We start from the raw sequence: 16,609 nt of genomic DNA, 5'->3' as shown, positions 1-16,609 counted from the left end.
TCAGGCTCCCTTCTGCACGATCGTCTTGGTGCCCTCTCCCGCCAGAACAGCGGCGAGGTTGCCCTGTTCGCGGATCGAAAAGACGACGATCGGAATCGAATTGTCGCGGCACAGCGCCACGGCGGATGCGTCCATCACCTTGAGGTTGTCGGCGAGGACGGTGTCGAAGTCGACGGTGTCGTAGCGCTTGGCCTCCGGGTTGGTCTTGGGGTCGCTGTCGTAGACCCCGTCGACACTGGTGCCCTTGAGCAGCGCATCGCACTTCATCTCGGCGGCGCGCAGTGCTGCACCGGAATCGGTGGTGAAATAAGGCGCGCCGACGCCCGCGGCGAAGATCACGACGCGGCCCTTCTCGAGGTGGCGCTCGGCGCGGCGGCGGATCACCGGCTCGCAGACCTTGTCCATCTCGATCGCCGACTGCACGCGGGTCGGCACGCCGAGCTGTTCGAGCGCGTTCTGCATGGCAAGCGCGTTCATCACGGTCGCGAGCATGCCCATGTAGTCAGCTTGGGCACGGTCCATGCCCTTGGCCGCACCGGCCATGCCGCGAAAGATGTTGCCGCCGCCGATGACGAGGCAGATTTCCAGCCCGGTGTCCTTGGCCGCCTTCACTTCGCCGGCCATCTCGGCGACGAATTCGGGGTCGATGCCAAACGGCTGGCTACCCATCAAAACTTCGCCCGAGAGCTTGAGCAGGACGCGCTTGTAGGGGGAGGAACTCATTGCAGCACGGTCTCCTGAACTGGGGGTCGGCAAGGCTTTAGGAGTGCGCGCGCGCCTTGCCAAGGGCGACTTCGGAGATTTCCCTGCCCTGTTCCGCTGCGGGGCGCGCAGCCCGCCGCACGCCCAGCCCTCACCGCTCAGCCCTCAGCGCTCAGCCCGCCTCGGCATGTGCACGATCGAACCGCGCCTGCGCCTTTGCGACATCGTCCATGCGCTGCTCGGCCCAGGCGATCATCGCGCGCAGCGCCTCGAGCAGTTCGGCGCCGAGCGGTGTCAGCGCATAGCTTACCTTGACCGGGATCGAGGCGACCACGCTGCGCTCGACCAGCCCGTCGCGCTCGAGCGCACGCAGCGTCTGGCTGAGCATCTTTTGCGAGATGCCCTCGATATGGCGGCGCAGCGCGTTGAAGCGCATCTCCTGCGCGCCAAGCGTCGTGAGGATGAGCACGCTCCACTTGTCGGCCACCCGATCGAGCAACTGACGGGTGGGACATTGCGCCGCGAATACATCGTAGGCCGGCGGGGTGGTTACCTCGCGGTTAGCGGGTATCGAAAAGGTGCCTTCTTGCATGATCGCTATGGATATCACACCTAGTCACCATTGGTAACCACCTAGGGAATACGAAGATGAAGATTGCAGTCCTTGGCGCCAGCGGCCACGCCGGATCCGAAATCGTTAAGGAGGCTGCTGCGCGCGGCCACCAGGTCGTGGCCATCGCCCGTCACCCGCAAGCCATTCCACAGGGCAAGAACATTACCGCGAGCGCAGGCGATGCCTCGGACCCGGTGCAACTGGCCGGGCTGATCGCGGGCAGCGACGCCGTCATCAGCGCATTGCACCACACGATCCCCGCCGAGACCCTGCTCTCTGCCCTGCGCAGCGCAGGCGTCGGACGCATTCTCGTGACCGGCGGTGCGGCAAGCCTCACCGGCCCCGACGGCAAGCGCCTGATCGACGGCCCGGATTTCCCTGAAGACTGGAAGAGCGCAGCCCTCGCCGGCATCGCCTTCCTCGACGCGCTCAAGGCGAACGACGACATCGACTGGACGTTCTTCTCGCCCGCCATGATCATCTTCGAGGGCGAGCGCCTCGGCCACTACCGCAAGGGCGGGGACGAACTCGTCGTCGATGCCAATGACGAGAGCAAGATCAGCTTCGCCGACTTCGCGCTGGCCATGGTCGACGAGCTCGAAACTCACGAACACAGCCGCGCACGCTTCACGGCCGCGTACTGATCATTCGCCCGCCGGCTCGAAGCTTGCCGAGGCGATCACCTGCACCCGGTCGCGCCTTGCACCGGGTGCAGCCGCCCGGCTCACCACCATCGTGAAATCGGGCTCTTCGCGACTGACGAAAGTGGTCGAAACCATGTCGCCACGTGTCGCCTCATCGATCTCGCGCTATGCCGAACCAAATTCCGCCGACGCCAGGACCTCAACCACGACAGGCTGAAGATCCTCAGCCCCGCCGCCCGTCAGATGACATATCGGCATGCGATGCGAGACGACGAGAACATACCCCGCATTCAAGGTTGAGTTGATGCGCCAGTAGATGTTGCCCGCTCGCCATGCCTCTGGCGGCAGATTGACCTCGGCAACCGAAGCGACCTGCCCCATCGCACCTTCCAGCCCTACGGCCTTGACGAAAGGCCCGGCCCCTTCTGCCCAAGTGTCAGGATGGAGTATCCAGAGCCGACAGGCCTTCAAGCCCCCCCACCAGTCCGTCCGTCAGCACTGCGCGCACTTCAGCTTTGCCTGATGCCTCAGGGCCTGCTTCCTCAGGTTCCGAAGTGACCGCCAGCACCGGTGCCTAAACAGCCCGAGCCAGCATGGCCAACCCCGCGACCAGTACGTTTCGCATTCGCCCCATCATGCCCCTCCCACGATGCCTCAAGAAGAATGAGCCTAGACCATCGACCTTGCAGCACAAGGAGCCCCCGCCCTCTCGCGGACATGAAAAAGGCCGCAGAAGCGATTGCTCCTGCGGCCTTTTTCAATTTTGCGCGATCGAGAGATCAGACGCCAGCGGCAGCAGCCACTTCGGCGGCGAAGTCGGAGACTTCCTTCTCGATGCCCTCGCCCAGCTGGTAGCGCACGAAGTCGACCAGCTCGATCTTGGCGCCCGCTTCCTTGCCGGCCGCGTTGACGACTTCGAGGATCGGGGTCTTGTTGTCCATCACGAAGACCTGCGACAGGAGAGCGTTCTCCTTGGCGTACTTCGCGATCGCGCCGTCGACCATCTTGGCCTGGACTGCTTCGGGCTTGCCCGATTCAGCGGCCTTCTCTTCGGCGATCTTGCGCTCGCGAGCGATCAGCTCGGCGTCGAGATCGTCAGCGTTGAGCGCGAGCGGGAAGGCAGCGGCGATGTGCATCGCGATCTGCTTGCCCAGCGTCTCGAGCACGTCGGCCGAAGCTTCCGACTCGAGCGCGACGAGAACGCCGATCTTGCCGAGGTTCGGCGCAGCAGCGTTGTGCATGTAGGGAACGACCACGCCCTGCTTGACCGAGACGGTCTTCATGCGGCGAACCTGCTGGTTCTCACCGATGGTGGCGACGTTGTTGGTCAGCTTGTCGCCGACGGTGCCACCGTCGGGGTAGGCAGCGCCCTTGAGCGCCTCGACGTCGTCGCCGTCGACCGAGAGAGCGACTTCGGTGGTCTTGCGCACGAAGTCCTGGAACTGCTCGTTCTTGGCAACGAAGTCGGTTTCCGAGTTGACCTCGACGGCAACGCCCTTGGTGCCCTCGACGGCAACGCCGACGAGACCTTCGGCAGCCGTGCGGCTCGACTTCTTGGCGGCAGCGGCCAGACCCTTGGCGCGCAGCGCGTCAACGGCGGCTTCGATGTCGCCACCGGTCTCGTCGAGAGCCTTCTTGCAATCCATCATGCCGGCGCCCGAGCGCTCGCGCAGGGTCTTCACGTCAGCGGCGGTGTAAGCCATCGCTCAAATCCTCTTACTGTGGTGGAGCCGTGGATACGGCCCTGAAACTAAGGGCGCGCCGAGCCCAATGGACCCGGCGCGCGACAATTCCGTGACGGAACCTGTCGTAACCCCGGGTGATCAGCCGGCGACGGCTTCCTCGACCGGCGCTTCCATCGCGCCGAGATCGGCACCGCTGGCTGCGAGAGCGTCGTTGCCGCCCTTGGTCGCGGCCTGGGCCATCGCTTCGCAGTAGAGGCGAACGGCGCGGCTGGCGTCGTCGTTGCCCGGGATCGGGAACGAGATGCCCTGCGGGTTCACGTTGGTGTCGAGCACCGCGATGACCGGGATGCCAAGGACGTTGGCTTCCTTGATGGCCAGCTCTTCCTTGTTGGCGTCGATCACGAACATCACGTCCGGAATGCCGCCCATGTCGCGGATACCGCCGAGCGAGAGCTCGAACTTGTCACGCTCGCGGGTGAGCTGAAGGATTTCCTTCTTGGTCAGGCCGTGGGTGTCGCCAGCAAGCTGCTCTTCGAGCGCCTTGAAGCGCTTGATCGAGCCCGAGATGGTCTTCCAGTTGGTGAGCATGCCGCCCAGCCAGCGGTGGTTGACGTAGTGCTGGCCGCAAGCGCGCGCAGCCTGGGCGATCGGCTCCTGGGCCTGACGCTTGGTGCCGACGAAGAGAACCTTGCCGCCGGCCTGGACGGTGGCCGAGACGAAGTCGAGCGCACGCGCCATCAGGGGCACGGTCTGCGACAGGTCGATGATGTGGATGCCGTTGCGCGCGCCGAAGATGTACGGCTTCATGCGCGGGTTCCAGCGGTGGGTCTGGTGACCGAAGTGTGCGCCAGCCTCGATCAGCTGCTGCATGGTGACGACGGGAGCCGCCATAGTATAATTCCTTCCGGTTTAACCTCTGGGCGACTGGAACCGTGCGGATCGACCCGCTGCGGCACCGGTATGTGCATCGCCCATGTGGATTTGCCCGAGAAGCAAGTACCGCCGCGGATTCGGTGGTGCCCCCTCTCGAACGGGGCCGCCCTTAGCGAAGCTGGGCGGGGAAATCCAGCCCCAATCGCGCCGTTGCGTCGCGCTCCTGGGCCGCCAAACCGACGAGACACCGGCAAGTGCCTGCAAATACTGGCCTACTGCCAGCGCGCGCCACACTCAGTGGATACGCAAAGAACCCATGACCCCAAAGGCACGATCAATGGTCTGCTCGTCGGCGGCAGCGCCCTTCTCGATCACCTTGTCGAGCATCGGTGCGGTCTGGTCGATGATCGACTGCATCTGCATCAAGGTCTCGCCAATGCCCTCGATCGTCTGGCTGGCGCGCCCGAAATCGGCGACGATCACCAGACCATGCTGCTGGTCGAGCGCGAAGCGGCAGCCGATCAGGCGATCGTGCAAGCGCACCAGCGTCTCGCAAAGGGCGTGCGTGGGCTCGACCTCGTCGATCACCAGTCCTTTTGCCTGCAACCAGTCCTCGACCCGGAACAACGACCAGGCACTGCCGGTCTCTGCGTCCGTCAGGAGGACTTCGTCCGAACCGACTTCCTCGATCTCGAAACCATTGGCCGTGCACCACTCGCCAAGCCCTTCGAGGGTCACGAGCTTTAGCGGCAGACCACCTTCATTCATTATACGCACCCTAACTCCGATCGGCGCACCGGGCCGGAGGACTCCCCAAAAGGATTGTCGTTCCAAAATCCCCTTGACAACAGGAGAACAAAAAGAGAACTAACGACCCAACAGGAACATTGATAGAACAATCCGAGGTTTTCCACAAGCCACCCCTCAGGTCCGGCGGCCATTGGCGCAGACCGGCGAGCGAAAGGAACTGGACATGAATGCACTTGCCATCGGTCTCTTTGCGGTTGCCGCCATGGCTTCGGCCTGGACCGTCGTTGCCAGCTGGATCCAGTTCGCTCCGAAGTTTCGCGCACTGCGCGCGGAACTCGCGTGGCAGGATATCGAACTGCGGGCGCAGGGCAGATATGCCCAGCCCCGCAGTGTTGCCGCGACGGTCAGGAAGGACCGAGCGGTTCGTAGTCCGGCCCGGGCTGCGATGCTGCCTCTTCCGGTTCTGACACCGGCGCGGGCGATGCTTGCCGCCTGACCTTGCGGTAGACCGCAAGTCCATAGGGAAGCAGCAGAAGATAGCCCAGCGTCAGGACCACGAGGGTCAGCCAGGGCTCGGTCAGCAGCGCCGCGACGGCAAGGCCGACCAGCGCGATCACGAACAGGCGCATGCGCGGCGGCGGTCGCAACCGGCCCCAGCTCAGCGTCGGTACGTTCGAAATCATCAGGAACGCGATCAGGACCATCCACAGGCTGACCGCAACGGGCTCGGCGAATTCCGGGCGGGTCGTCGCGATCCACAGGTAGATCGGCAGAAAGGCGAGTCCTGCCCCCAGCGGCGCGGGTACGCCGGTCAGGAAACCGGCACTCTTGTGCGGCTGATCGTCGACGTCGAGCCGTGCATTGAACCGGGCGAGGCGCAGCACGCAGCAAATCGCGAAAGCCAGCGCGGAAATCCAGCCAAGGCTGGGCAGCGCGTGAAGCGTCCAGAGATAGACGATCAGCGCCGGGGCCACGCCGAAGGAGATCGCGTCGGCAAGACTGTCGAGCTCGGCGCCGAAACGTGACTGCGCCTTGAGCAGGCGGGCTGCACGCCCGTCGATACCGTCGAGCAGGCCCGCCAGAATGACCGCCTGCACCGACTTCTCGAAATCACCGGCAATGGCGAAGCGGATCCCGGTCAGGCCCGAGCACAGCGCCGCCGCGGTGATCGCGTTGGGCACCATAGCCCGCAGCGACAGACCCGCTGCGATGCGGCGGCGACCAGTGCGGGGCTCACGCCCCTCACCTGCTGTCGTCCCACCGGGCAGATTGTCGCCTGACGCATCGCTCACTGGGCGATGCCCTCAATTGCAGGCGCAGCGGCGACTTCAGCGAGCACGGTCTCGCCGGCAACGATTTTCTGGCCCATCAGCACGCGCGGCTCGGTACCCGCAGGCAGGTAGACATCGACGCGGCTGCCGAAACGGATCAGGCCCACGCGCTGACCGGCGGCGAGGATGTCACCGGGCTTGACGAAGGGAACGATGCGACGGGCGACAAGACCCGCGATCTGGGTGAAGCAGATGCGCAGGCCGTCGCCACGCTCGATCAGGATGTGCTGGCGTTCGTTTTCCTCGCTCGCCTTGTCGAGGTCGGCATTCACGAAGCGCCCGGGAATGTAGATCACCCGGCGCACAGAGCCACCGATCGGCGCGCGATTGATGTGCACGTCGAACACGCTCATGAAGATCGAGATGCGCGTCACCGGCTCGCTCGACATGGGCGGGCGGCCGCTGCCATCGTCGACGGTCAGCTCGCGCGGGGGCGAGACCTTCTGGATGAGCGTGACGAGACCGTCGGCGGGCGCGATGATGCTGCGTTCGTCCTGCGGCGTAACGCGCACGGGGTCGCGGAAGAACGCCAGCACGCACAAGGTCAGGACCGCGAGCGGCCATCCGAACCAGGGTCCGAGCAGGACCCACACGCCCAGTGCGACGACACCGGCTATGGCGCCGAACTTGCGGCCTTCGGGGTGAATGGAGGGCCACTGCCACGACACTTCGCCGCGACCCTGATTATCGAGAATGTCTCCGGGCATAACTTTCCTCTAGAGAGTGCGCACACCAACCGCAATGCCGGCGGCCCCGGACAGTTCCGGTTTGCGCTTCGGTCCACACCCCTTCGGGGGCCGTGAACCTCGTGTAAGAGAGGAGAGTTACTGGTGGTGGACAGGGCTGGATTCGAACCAACGTACGCTTGCGCGGGCAGATTTACAGTCTGCTGCCTTTAACCACTCGGCCACCTGTCCACACCAGTCACTGGCTTGGGATTTTCCGAGGAAAAGTCCCGTTGGTGAGGGCCCGAAACCGGACCCCGTTGCCGAGGAGCCGCGCCTTTGCCGAAGTGAGCCTTGCCTGTCAACAGCCTCACTGGCAGGAGCGGCAAAGTTTTTTCATTTCGAGGATAATTTCATGAGCAAGCGCGGCCAGGGCAACAACGACGAAAGTGGCGGCCAGCCTGCGGGTAAGCGCGGAAAAGCCCTGCGTGGACGGGCCGGACGCATGAAAAACGGGCGCGGCTCGGGTCGCGGCACCTCGGGCATGACTCGGCTATGGGGACGCCACGCGGTCGAGGCCGCACTCAAGAATCCGAATCGCTCGCATCGTAAATTGTGGGCGACTCGTGAAGGCGTCGAATCGCTCGACGGAGAACTCCCGAGCGATTTCAACGTCGAATGGGCAGACGTTGCCGATCTCGCACGCCTCGTCGCCCGCGATGCACCGCATCAGGGGCTGGTTCTCGAATGCGAGCCGCTCGACGACATCTTCCTCTCCGACGTGCTCGACAACGACCCGGCCCGCCCGGTGATCGTGCTCGACCAGGTGACCGATCCGCATAACGTCGGCGCGATCATGCGTTCGGCTGCGGCCTTCAACGCCTGCTGCATCGTGACGCAGGATCGCCATGCCCCGCCCGAATCGGGCACGCTCGCCAAGTCGGCCTCGGGCGCGCTCGAGGTGCTGCCCTGGGTGCGCGTGGTGAACCTTGCCCGCGCGCTCGAGGAAATCGCCGAGGCGGGTTACTGGCGCATTGGCCTCGACGGCGAGGCACAGGGCACGCTGGCCGAGGCCCTGCCCTCCGGTCCCGTGGCACTGGTCCTCGGCGCCGAGGGCGATGGCATGCGCCACAACATCGTCCAGCACTGCGACGCGATCGCCAAGCTGCCGATCAGCGAGGCGATGGAGAGCCTCAACGTCAGCAACGCAGCCGCCATCGCACTCTACGCTGCGGCGACGCGCTGACAGACCGATGCGCAACAAGGGGGAAACCGAGACCATGCAGAAAATGACTTCGCGCAAGAGCGCGCGTGCACTCGCGGCGGTGACACTGACAGGTCTGGCTTTGCTGGTCTCGGCCTGCATCTTCACGCCGGGGCGCTTCTCCTCGCAGCTCGAGGTCAACGCCGACCGCACGTTCACCTTCCACTACCTCGGAGAGATCGTGCTGGTCCCGATGATGGAAGCGGCAAAAAAGGCGGATCAGGCTTTCGAGGCGGAGCCCTGCCTCGAAGCCGACGGCATCTCGGAACGTGCCTGCAGCGAGGCCGAACTGGCAACGCAGCGGGCGACCTGGGAGCGCGCGCAGGCAAGGGACAACCGCGAGGCTGCGCAGGCAGCGCAGGTCATGCTCGGCGGCATCGACCCCAGCGACCCGGCGTCGGGCTCGGCGCTGGCCGAGAAGCTGTCCCGTCAGGCCGGGTGGAAGCGCGCCGAATACAAGGGCAACGGCACCTTCGACGTCGAGTTCGCGGTGACCTCGCGCCTCGACCGCGACTTCACTTTCCCGACCCTCGAGGGCTTCCCGCTCGCCAATGCCTTCGTCCAGGTGACGGTGCGCGATGACGGAACGGTACGCATCAACGCTCCCGGCTTCGGTCCCGAGGACAGTTCGGCGAGCATGGCAGGGATGATGGCCGGCATGGCCAAGTCGGGCAGCGACGGCGGCAACTCGGCAACTGCGCAAGGCACTTTCCGGGTCATCACCGACGGTACCATCCTCGCCAACAACACCGATGAGGGCGCACGCCGGGTCACGGTCGAAGGCAGCGAGCGCTCGGTCCTCGCCTGGCCGGTGAACCCGCGCAGCCCGGCCGCACCGACCGCGTTGATCCGGCTCGCCGACTGACCAGCGCGCGGCTCGGCGAGCCCTGTCCCCGGCTTCGATAAGGCCCCGGTACTTCCTTCGCGTAGTGCCGGGGCCTTTTTCTCTGCCTGAGCGCGTGGACGCGCCCTGCCCCGCAGATGCAATTCGCGCCGCCACCAACGAAAAACGCCGCGCCGACCTGATGGTCGACGCGGCGTGATCCTGAGGCCCGTGAGGCGTTACGGGCCTTGCGTCAATCTTAGTTGACGGCGTCCTTGAGGCCCTTGCCGGCCTTGAACTTGGGCTGCGAGGAAGCCTTGATTTCCATCGGCTCGCCGGTGCGCGGGTTGCGGCCGGTCGAGGCCTTGCGGCTGGCGACCGAGAAGGTGCCGAAGCCGACGAGGCGCACTTCGTCGCCCTTCTTCAGCGCGCCGGTGATGGCGTCGAACACGCCTTCAACGGCCTTGGTCGCGTCGTTGCGGGTAAGGCCGCTGGTCTCTGCGACGGCGCTGATGAGATCGTTCTTGTTCATTATGGGAACCCCCTAACCTTTCTGTGAATCAGGATGTGATGGGAAACTGTCTGGATTCGCCTCCGGAATGCGACGGAATTGAGCGGTTTTTGGTGGCGCTGTCAAAGCCTAAACCACCCAGAAACCCGCAGTTTAACGTGTTTTTCCGCTACTTTGCGCATCCCGACCGATTGTGCAGCGCAACATGCGCCGTGCGTGGAGGGCAAATGCCGCCCACGGCGAATCCCTCTCGATGTGGCTTGGCCCGAAAGGCGTCCCCCGCCTGTGCCTTCTCCAGCTGTCCCCCATACTCCAGTCCCCGGAGCGAGAAAGCCTCGGTTCCGGCGGAGCGACGGAAGGCAGCACAGTTTGCGTGGACAGTCGAGACAAAAAAGGCGGTTCGTTGCCGAACCGCCCTTCCAGAACCCGGCGAGACCGGGTCAGCGCGCGAGGATCAACCCTCGGCGCCGGTGCGCACGTCGCGACGCTCGGCGATGCGGGCGCGCTTGCCGGTACGACCACGCAGGTAGTACAGCTTGGCGCGACGCACGATACCGCGACGCACGACAGTGATGGAATCGATGTTGGGCGAGTAGATCGGGAAAACACGCTCCACGCCTTCACCGAAGCTGATCTTGCGGACGGTGAAGTTCGAGCCCATGCCGCGGTTCGAACGCGCGATGCACACGCCTTCGAAGTTCTGGACACGGGTGCGGGTGCCTTCAACCACCTTCACGCCGACGCGGACGGTGTCGCCCGGACGGAACTCGGGAATATCCTTGGCGGCCTTGGCAATTTCCTCGGCCTCGATCTGCTGAATCAGGTTCATGAACCTAGTCCTTCGTACTGTGCCGCGCGCCAGAGGCAGACTGGTCCCGAGCGTCGACATGACGCTCCCAAAGGTCCGGCCTGCGTGACCGTGTGTGATCTTCTGCCTGCCGTTTCCGCCAGGCCGCGATCTTCGCATGATCCCCCGATCGCAGCACTTCAGGGATCGTGCGCCCTTCCCATTCGACGGGTCGGGTATAGTGCGGGTACTCGAGAAGGCCGTCCTCGAACGATTCCTCGGTCCCGCTGGAAGCCGCGCCCATTACGCCGGGAAGCAGGCGAATGCAAGCATCGAGTACCATCAGCGCAGCGCATTCACCGCCCGAAAGCACGATGTCGCCGACCGAGACTTCCTCGACATCGCGTCCCTCGAAGATGCGCTCGTCGAAACCCTCGAAACGGCCACACAGAAGGATCGCGCCGGGCCCTGCCGCAAGCTCGCGGATGCGCGCCTGCGAGATCGGCTTGCCGCGCGGGGTCATCGCCAGCACCGGGGCGCCGGGATTGGTGCTGCGGGCATGGTCGATGGCGCTGGCGAGAACGTCGGCCTTGAGTACCATCCCTGCCCCGCCGCCAGCGGGCGTATCGTCGACGGTGCGGTGCTTGTCCTTCGCGAAGTCGCGGATCTGCACCGCGTCCATCGACCAGTCCCCTCGCTCGAGCGCGCGCCCGGCAAGGCTGATGCCGAGAGGCCCGGGGAACATGTCGGGATAAAGGGTGAGGACGGTTGCGGCGAAGGTCATGGGCGGCGCCCTATTCGAAAACGGCGGTCACGTCACCGCCGGGTTTGCGCCCCGCCTCGCGGCGATAGCGGCGCACGAGCATGAAGCAGGCCGGAAAGCCCAGCCCCCAGGCGATCAGGTAATAGATAAGGATGACGACGAGCGCTTGCTCCATCGCCGCATCGCTGATCGAAAACACGGTCAGCATCGCCAGCGTCGCCATTGCACCGCCCAGCAGTGAGGATGCCGCGAGCAGCCATGCCCCTGCCGGGACGCGCAGCGCGCGGTGAAGCACCACGGCAGAAAAGACCCCGGACAACGAGGCCATGCCGGCAATGAACGCCAGCCCGATCAGGAACGACAAGGCATCAGTCCTGCTGCGCGAAGGCAGCGGCAACGACCAGCTTCTCGCCATCCCATTCGGGCACGGCAGCTTGCGTCATCGGGACCATGAAGCGCTGCGCGCGGCCCTTCTCGTCCTTCTCTGCGCGCTCTATCTCGAGCACGTCGCCTGCGCCGAAATTCTCGACCGCGATGACGGTGCCGAGCGCCTCGCCCTCGTCCGAGACGGCGGGCAGGCCCAGCAGGTCTGCGTGGTAGTACTCGCCCTCTTCCAGCGCGGGCATCTCTGCCCGCGGCACGGTGAGCACGGTACCGCGAAGCTTCTCGGCCGCGGTGCGGTCGGTCACTTCCTCGAAGCGGGCGATAGCCCCGCCCTTGCCGTCGTCCTTGAGCTTCTTGAGCGTCAGGGCCGAATCGTTGAAGGCGCGGTAGCGCTTGAGCGCCACCACGCCTTCACCGAACAGCTTGAGCCGGACTTCGCCCGTCACGCCGTGCGCGCCAGCGATGGCGGCGAGCGTGACAGGCTTGTCGTTTGCCATGCCGTGAAATCCCGAGGCTTAGGCTTCGGTCGATTCCTCGGTGGTCTCTTCGGCAGCAGGCGCTTCCTCGGCGGGAGCGGCAGCAGCAGCAGCGGCGGCCTCTTCGGCCTCGCGCAGCTTCTCTGCCTTCTCCTCGGCGCGGTCCTTGGCCTTCTTGCCCGGCTCACCCTTGTTGGGGTTGTTGGTCGCGGCGCGCTCCTTGATGCCGGCCTTGTCGAGCATGCGGGCGACGCGGTCGGTCGGCTGGGCGCCGACGCCGAGCCAGTAGTTCACGCGGTCGGCGTTGAGCTTGACGCGGTTCTCGTCGTCCTTGGCGAGCAGCGGGTTGTAGGTGCCGACCTGCTCGAGGTACTTGCCGTCACGCGGTGCGGTCGCGTTGGCGACGACGATCTTGTAGTAGGGGCGCTTCTTCGCGCCACCGCGCGAGAGACGGATCGAAACTGCCATGATGTTACCTTTCTTCTAAATTCTACGAATGCTTGGAATTACTTTTTCAGAAACTTGCTGAGGTCGGGGCCGCCGGCTCCACCGAGGCCACCAAGGCCACCGGCAGCGCCGCCGCCGAGGCCCTGCCCGCCAAGGCCCGGCATCGCGGCATCGAGACCGCCCTTGCCGAACATCGCGGCCAGGCCCTTGAGCCCGCCCATCTTCTTGATCTGCTTCATCGCCTTGGACATCTCCATGTGCATTTTCAGCAGCTTGTTGACGTCCTGGACCTGGGTGCCCGATCCGCTGGCGATACGCTTCTTGCGCTTGGCATTGAGCAGCGCGGGGTTGGCGCGTTCCTTGGGCGTCATCGAACCGATGATCGCATCCATGTGCACCAGCACCTTGTCGTTCATGCCCGACTGCGCCATCGCGGCCTTGGCCTTCTTCATGCCGGGCATCATGCCCGCCAGCATGCCGAGGCCGCCCATGTTCTGCATCTGCTTGAGCTGGGTGCGCAGGTCGTTCATGTCGAACTTGCCCTGCTCCATGCGCTTGGCGAGCGCTTCGGCTTCCTCGACCTTGACCGCTTCCGCCGCCTTCTCGACGAGGGAGACGACGTCGCCCATGCCGAGAATGCGGTTGGCGACGCGGCTCGGGTGGAACACCTCGATGGCGTCCATCTTCTCGCCGGTGCCCGCGAACTTGATCGGCTTGCCGGTCACCGCGCGCATCGAGAGCGCCGCACCGCCGCGCGCATCGCCGTCCATGCGGGTCAGCACGACACCGGTGAGATCGACCTCGCCGGCAAAGCTCTGCGCGACGTTGACCGCGTCCTGACCGGTCAGCGAGTCGACGACGAGCAGCGTCTCGCGCGGGTTGGCGATCGCGGCGACCGCCTTCATCTCGTCCATCAGCTGCGCGTCGACGTGGAGACGTCCCGCGGTGTCGAGCATGAGGACGTCGGCGGCCTGCAGCTTGGCGGCCTGCATCGCACGCGTGGCGATCTCGGTCGGCTGCTGGCCGGCAATGATCGGCAGGGTGGCGACGCCGGTCTGCTCACCCAGGACCTTGAGCTGCTCCTGGGCGGCCGGACGATTGACGTCCAGCGAGGCCATCATGACCTTCTTGCCCTGCTTGTCCTTGAGCAGCTTGGAAATCTTGGCGGTGCTGGTGGTCTTGCCCGAGCCCTGCAGGCCGACCATCATGATCACGACCGGCGGTGCCGCGTTGAGATCCAGCTCGGGGGTGGTCTCACCGCCCAGCGTCTCGATCAGCGCGTCGTTGACGATCTTGACGACCTGCTGGCCCGGCGTGACCGAGCGCAGGACGTTCTGGCCCACGGCCTTTTCGGTGACCTGATCGACGAAGCGGCGCACGACCGGGAGGGCGACGTCGGCTTCGAGCAGCGCGATGCGCACTTCGCGCATGGCATCGAGGACGTCCTGCTCCTTGAGAGCACCACGTCCGCGCAGCTTGTCGAACACACCGCCAAGACGATCGGACAGACTGTCGAACATCAGGCCTTCACTCCTCAACTCGGGCGCCGGAACGCCAAAAACGCCGGTGGGCGAAAACTCGCTGACCGGCGTGACGGGACATTACACGAAAAACGCCGGCGGACGAAACCTCGTCGGCCAGCGTATCGCTTGTCTCGCGAAACTCATCTGTCAGTTCACTGCCAGAGGAAGCGAACTGTTTGAAATGGTGGAGCCTAGCGGGATCGAACCGCTGACCTCTACAATGCCATTGTAGCGCTCTCCCAGCTGAGCTAAGGCCCCGTGCCATTTCAGAAAACCGGTCTGGGAAGGCCGGTTTTTGTTACCGTTTGGAGCAGCGCCCCGTCCGGTGGAGGGCCATCTAGGGGAGGCTGTTCGCACTGGCAAGAACTTTTTTCGAGGGATCGAAAGTTTTTCATCGACCCCTCGAACAAGCTCCGGCCAACCGCCCCCGGACGGCGCCGGGACGAGCGCTTACTCGTCGCGATCGTCGTCGTCGTCGCCCTTGCTGATGCCGAGATCGTCGTCACCGCCGAGATCGACGTCGTTGTCGGGCGAATCGCTGTCCTCGTCGATGTCCAGATCGTCATCGGCCAGATCCGAATCCTGCTCCTCGGTCTGTTCCTTCTTCTGGACTTCCTCGAAGGGGATCGGCTGCTTCGACTTGAGCACCGGCTCGGGGTTCCACTGGTAACCGCACTCGATGCAGGTGACCGGGTCGTCCTTGCCCAGGTCGTAGAAGCGGGTGCCGCATTTCGGGCAGCCGTGCTTGGCGCCCCACTCAGGCTTGGCCATGAAATGTCCTCGTCTTGGGTGACCCGCAGCAATGCGGGACCATGAAAAACCGTGTATTGATGGTGAGGCTTGCGCGCAAAATCAAGCGACATGGCCGCATCAGGGCGCGCGCCTTGCCATAGCCTGTCCGCGCTGTCAAAAGCCGCCACGCTTTTCGACCATGCCCCGGCGTCCTACCAGCGCCGCGTCTACAGTGAAAGACCGCTTTCCCGTGACCCATTCCGATCCCGCCGCCATGCGCCCGCGCCGCTTCGTTCCCGCCGGACCGCTCAAGGGCCGCATCCGCGTGCCGGGCGACAAGTCGATCAGCCACCGCTCGATCATGCTCGGCGCACTCGCGGTGGGCGAAACCAGAGTAACCGGCCTGCTCGAGGGCGAGGACGTGCTCGCAACGGCTGCCGCGATGCGCGCGATGGGCGCGCACGTCGAGCGCACCGGCGAAGGCGCCTGGACCATCAACGGCGTGGGCGTCGGCGCCCTGCTCCAGCCCGAGGCACCGCTCGAGATGGGCAATTCGGGCACCTCGACGCGCCTGCTCATGGGCCTTGTCTCGAGCCACCCGATCACCGCCAGCTTCACGGGCGATGCCTCGCTCTCGAAGCGCCCGATGGGCCGGGTGATCACCCCGCTCTCGCAGATGGGCGCTAGCTTCGAGGCGAGCGATAGGGCCAATTCCAGCCAGACTCTGCCGCTGATCGTGCGCGGTGCCAGCCCTGCCGTGCCGATCACCTACCGCCTCCCGGTCGCCTCGGCGCAGGTCAAGAGTGCGATCCTGCTCGCCGGTCTCAATACACCGGGCACAACCACCGTGATCGAGCCGGTCCCGACCCGCGACCACTCCGAGCGCATGCTGCGCGGCTTTGGCGCCGACCTGACGGTCGAGACCGATGCCGAAGGCGCGCGTGTCATCACGATCCGCGGCGAAGCCGAACTGCGCCCGCAGGTCATCGACGTTCCCGGCGACCCCTCCTCGGCAGCCTTCTTCCTCGTCGCGGCGCTCGTCACCCCGGGCAGCGACGTCGTGATCGAGAACGTCGGCCTCAACCCGACCCGCGCCGGCATCGTCGAGGTGCTCACCGCAATGGGCGGCCGGATCGAAAAGCTGAACGAGCGCGAGGTCGGCGGCGAGCCGGTCGCGGACCTGCACGTGCGCCACTCCGCGCTCAAGGGCATCGAGGTCGACCCGCAAGTCGCCCCGAGCATGATCGACGAGTTCCCCGCCCTCTTCGTCGCCGCAGCGCTTGCCGAGGGTGTCACCGTCACCAGCGGCCTCGACGAACTGCGCGTCAAGGAATCGGATCGCCTTGCCGTCATGGCGCAGGCGCTCATCGCCGCAGGTGCGCGAATCGAGGAGCGCGAAGACGGCCTCGTCATCACCGGCACCGGCGGCGAGCCGTTGCGCGGCACCGCGGGCGAGGACACCATCGAGACCCATCTCGACCACCGCATCGCGATGTCGATGGCGATTGCCGGGATCGCGAGCCGCGAGGGCGTCCTCATCGACGACACGCGCCCCATCGCGACCAGCTTCCCGGTCTTCGAGACGATGCTCGACACGCTCGCGCAAGACAGCGCGCAAGGCTGATCCGGAGCGGAC

At 65.2% G+C, this 16,609-nt stretch carries 21 protein-coding genes and 2 tRNA genes; 4 read left to right on the top strand and 19 right to left on the bottom strand.

Going from position 1 to position 16,609, the window contains the following annotated elements; genetic code table 11:
• Entirely contained in the window at positions 1–723 is a 723-nt protein-coding gene (pyrH, locus tag I5E68_RS08215; RefSeq protein WP_197162801.1) for a UMP kinase, read from the bottom strand.
• A gap of 151 nt (positions 724–874) precedes the next feature.
• Positions 875–1,294, bottom strand: coding sequence for a winged helix-turn-helix transcriptional regulator (locus I5E68_RS08210; protein WP_197162799.1), 420 nt, complete (start codon positions 1,292–1,294; stop codon positions 875–877).
• 56 nt (positions 1,295–1,350) lie between these two features.
• Between I5E68_RS08210 and I5E68_RS08205 the strand changes: the two genes are divergently transcribed.
• Positions 1,351–1,959, top strand: coding sequence for an NAD(P)-dependent oxidoreductase (locus I5E68_RS08205; RefSeq protein ID WP_197162796.1), 609 nt, complete (start codon positions 1,351–1,353; stop codon positions 1,957–1,959).
• Here I5E68_RS08205 and I5E68_RS20265 read toward each other — a convergent pair whose 3' ends face one another.
• The 8 genes from I5E68_RS20265 to I5E68_RS08170 form a co-directional block, all read right to left on the bottom strand.
• On the bottom strand, positions 1,960–2,094 hold the full coding sequence (locus I5E68_RS20265; protein WP_267449763.1) for a hypothetical protein: 135 nt from the start codon (positions 2,092–2,094) through the stop codon (positions 1,960–1,962).
• A gap of 30 nt (positions 2,095–2,124) precedes the next feature.
• The gene (locus tag I5E68_RS08200) at positions 2,125–2,340 is read right to left on the bottom strand and encodes a hypothetical protein (RefSeq protein ID WP_197162794.1); all 216 of its coding nucleotides are present in this window, start codon (positions 2,338–2,340) and stop codon (positions 2,125–2,127) included.
• A gap of 398 nt (positions 2,341–2,738) precedes the next feature.
• Positions 2,739–3,662: a translation elongation factor Ts gene (gene tsf, locus I5E68_RS08195; RefSeq protein WP_197162792.1), complete on the bottom strand. Its 924-nt coding sequence runs from the start codon at positions 3,660–3,662 to the stop codon at positions 2,739–2,741.
• A 120-nt stretch (positions 3,663–3,782) separates the two neighbouring features.
• Positions 3,783–4,535, bottom strand: coding sequence for a 30S ribosomal protein S2 (gene rpsB, locus I5E68_RS08190; protein ID WP_197162790.1), 753 nt, complete (start codon positions 4,533–4,535; stop codon positions 3,783–3,785).
• 276 nt (positions 4,536–4,811) lie between these two features.
• A complete protein-coding gene (locus tag I5E68_RS08185; RefSeq protein ID WP_197162788.1) occupies positions 4,812–5,285 on the bottom strand; it encodes a hypothetical protein in 474 nt (157 codons plus the stop codon).
• Between the two features lie 386 nt (positions 5,286–5,671).
• Positions 5,672–6,535 (bottom strand): CDP-diacylglycerol--serine O-phosphatidyltransferase, encoded by an 864-nt coding sequence (gene pssA / locus I5E68_RS08180; protein WP_228727108.1) that lies wholly within the window; start codon positions 6,533–6,535, stop codon positions 5,672–5,674.
• Positions 6,536–6,555: 20 nt separating this feature from the next.
• Positions 6,556–7,305, bottom strand: a complete 750-nt coding sequence (locus I5E68_RS08175) for a phosphatidylserine decarboxylase (protein WP_197162785.1) — start codon at positions 7,303–7,305, stop codon at positions 6,556–6,558.
• Positions 7,306–7,429: 124 nt separating this feature from the next.
• Positions 7,430–7,515: transfer RNA gene (locus tag I5E68_RS08170), tRNA-Tyr, on the bottom strand.
• A 163-nt stretch (positions 7,516–7,678) separates the two neighbouring features.
• Here I5E68_RS08170 and I5E68_RS08165 point away from each other — a divergent pair.
• Positions 7,679–8,509, top strand: a complete 831-nt coding sequence (locus I5E68_RS08165; RefSeq protein WP_197162783.1) for a TrmH family RNA methyltransferase — start codon at positions 7,679–7,681, stop codon at positions 8,507–8,509.
• 34 nt (positions 8,510–8,543) lie between these two features.
• A complete protein-coding gene (locus I5E68_RS08160) occupies positions 8,544–9,392 on the top strand; it encodes a hypothetical protein (RefSeq protein WP_228726885.1) in 849 nt (282 codons plus the stop codon).
• A gap of 217 nt (positions 9,393–9,609) precedes the next feature.
• Here the strand turns inward: I5E68_RS08160 and hbs are convergent, their stop codons facing one another.
• The 9 genes from hbs to I5E68_RS08115 form a co-directional block, all read right to left on the bottom strand.
• A complete protein-coding gene (gene hbs / locus I5E68_RS08155) occupies positions 9,610–9,882 on the bottom strand; it encodes a non-specific DNA-binding protein Hbs (protein ID WP_197162781.1) in 273 nt (90 codons plus the stop codon).
• Positions 9,883–10,315: 433 nt separating this feature from the next.
• Positions 10,316–10,690 carry a 50S ribosomal protein L19 gene (gene rplS, locus I5E68_RS08150; protein WP_197162778.1) on the bottom strand — a complete coding sequence of 125 codons (375 nt, stop codon included), beginning with the start codon at positions 10,688–10,690 and terminating at the stop codon, positions 10,316–10,318.
• A 4-nt stretch (positions 10,691–10,694) separates the two neighbouring features.
• The gene (trmD, locus tag I5E68_RS08145; RefSeq protein WP_197162776.1) at positions 10,695–11,432 is read right to left on the bottom strand and encodes a tRNA (guanosine(37)-N1)-methyltransferase TrmD; all 738 of its coding nucleotides are present in this window, start codon (positions 11,430–11,432) and stop codon (positions 10,695–10,697) included.
• Positions 11,433–11,442: 10 nt separating this feature from the next.
• Complete coding sequence (locus I5E68_RS08140; protein WP_197162773.1) at positions 11,443–11,775, bottom strand: hypothetical protein; 333 nt, start codon at positions 11,773–11,775, stop codon at positions 11,443–11,445.
• 4 nt (positions 11,776–11,779) lie between these two features.
• A complete protein-coding gene (gene rimM / locus I5E68_RS08135) occupies positions 11,780–12,292 on the bottom strand; it encodes a ribosome maturation factor RimM (protein ID WP_197162771.1) in 513 nt (170 codons plus the stop codon).
• An 18-nt stretch (positions 12,293–12,310) separates the two neighbouring features.
• Positions 12,311–12,739, bottom strand: coding sequence for a 30S ribosomal protein S16 (rpsP, locus tag I5E68_RS08130; protein ID WP_197162769.1), 429 nt, complete (start codon positions 12,737–12,739; stop codon positions 12,311–12,313).
• 38 nt (positions 12,740–12,777) lie between these two features.
• Positions 12,778–14,238, bottom strand: coding sequence for a signal recognition particle protein (ffh, locus tag I5E68_RS08125; RefSeq protein ID WP_197162767.1), 1,461 nt, complete (start codon positions 14,236–14,238; stop codon positions 12,778–12,780).
• 185 nt (positions 14,239–14,423) lie between these two features.
• Positions 14,424–14,499 (bottom strand) — tRNA-Ala (locus I5E68_RS08120).
• 192 nt (positions 14,500–14,691) lie between these two features.
• Positions 14,692–15,012: a TIGR02300 family protein gene (locus I5E68_RS08115; RefSeq protein ID WP_197162765.1), complete on the bottom strand. Its 321-nt coding sequence runs from the start codon at positions 15,010–15,012 to the stop codon at positions 14,692–14,694.
• A gap of 235 nt (positions 15,013–15,247) precedes the next feature.
• Between I5E68_RS08115 and aroA the strand changes: the two genes are divergently transcribed.
• Entirely contained in the window at positions 15,248–16,597 is a 1,350-nt protein-coding gene (gene aroA, locus I5E68_RS08110; RefSeq protein WP_197164675.1) for a 3-phosphoshikimate 1-carboxyvinyltransferase, read from the top strand.
• Positions 16,598–16,609 lie beyond the last annotated feature (12 nt).

The organism is Novosphingobium aureum (genome assembly GCF_015865035.1).
Lineage (GTDB): Bacteria > Pseudomonadota > Alphaproteobacteria > Sphingomonadales > Sphingomonadaceae > Novosphingobium > Novosphingobium aureum.
This window is presented reverse-complemented; position numbering and strand designations above follow the sequence as displayed.

Bases quoted from the DNA above. Each gene is read 5' to 3' on its own strand.
- ffh (WP_197162767.1), bottom strand. From the start codon at position 14,238: ATGTTCGACAGTCTGTCCGATCGTCTTGGCGGTGTGTTCGACAAGCTG.
- hbs (WP_197162781.1), bottom strand. From the start codon at position 9,882: ATGAACAAGAACGATCTCATCAGCGCCGTCGCAGAGACCAGCGGCCTT.
- rimM (WP_197162771.1), bottom strand. From the start codon at position 12,292: ATGGCAAACGACAAGCCTGTCACGCTCGCCGCCATCGCTGGCGCGCAC.
- tsf (WP_197162792.1), bottom strand. From the start codon at position 3,662: ATGGCTTACACCGCCGCTGACGTGAAGACCCTGCGCGAGCGCTCGGGC.
- I5E68_RS08160 (WP_228726885.1), top strand. From the start codon at position 8,544: ATGCAGAAAATGACTTCGCGCAAGAGCGCGCGTGCACTCGCGGCGGTG.
- I5E68_RS08115 (WP_197162765.1), bottom strand. From the start codon at position 15,012: ATGGCCAAGCCTGAGTGGGGCGCCAAGCACGGCTGCCCGAAATGCGGC.
- trmD (WP_197162776.1), bottom strand. From the start codon at position 11,432: ATGACCTTCGCCGCAACCGTCCTCACCCTTTATCCCGACATGTTCCCC.
- rpsB (WP_197162790.1), bottom strand. From the start codon at position 4,535: ATGGCGGCTCCCGTCGTCACCATGCAGCAGCTGATCGAGGCTGGCGCA.
- I5E68_RS08185 (WP_197162788.1), bottom strand. From the start codon at position 5,285: ATGAATGAAGGTGGTCTGCCGCTAAAGCTCGTGACCCTCGAAGGGCTT.
- I5E68_RS08205 (WP_197162796.1), top strand. From the start codon at position 1,351: ATGAAGATTGCAGTCCTTGGCGCCAGCGGCCACGCCGGATCCGAAATC.
- pyrH (WP_197162801.1), bottom strand. From the start codon at position 723: ATGAGTTCCTCCCCCTACAAGCGCGTCCTGCTCAAGCTCTCGGGCGAA.
- I5E68_RS08200 (WP_197162794.1), bottom strand. From the start codon at position 2,340: ATGGGGCAGGTCGCTTCGGTTGCCGAGGTCAATCTGCCGCCAGAGGCA.
- aroA (WP_197164675.1), top strand. From the start codon at position 15,248: ATGCGCCCGCGCCGCTTCGTTCCCGCCGGACCGCTCAAGGGCCGCATC.
- I5E68_RS08165 (WP_197162783.1), top strand. From the start codon at position 7,679: ATGAGCAAGCGCGGCCAGGGCAACAACGACGAAAGTGGCGGCCAGCCT.
- rplS (WP_197162778.1), bottom strand. From the start codon at position 10,690: ATGAACCTGATTCAGCAGATCGAGGCCGAGGAAATTGCCAAGGCCGCC.
- I5E68_RS08175 (WP_197162785.1), bottom strand. From the start codon at position 7,305: ATGCCCGGAGACATTCTCGATAATCAGGGTCGCGGCGAAGTGTCGTGG.
- rpsP (WP_197162769.1), bottom strand. From the start codon at position 12,739: ATGGCAGTTTCGATCCGTCTCTCGCGCGGTGGCGCGAAGAAGCGCCCC.
- I5E68_RS20265 (WP_267449763.1), bottom strand. From the start codon at position 2,094: ATGGTTTCGACCACTTTCGTCAGTCGCGAAGAGCCCGATTTCACGATG.
- I5E68_RS08210 (WP_197162799.1), bottom strand. From the start codon at position 1,294: ATGCAAGAAGGCACCTTTTCGATACCCGCTAACCGCGAGGTAACCACC.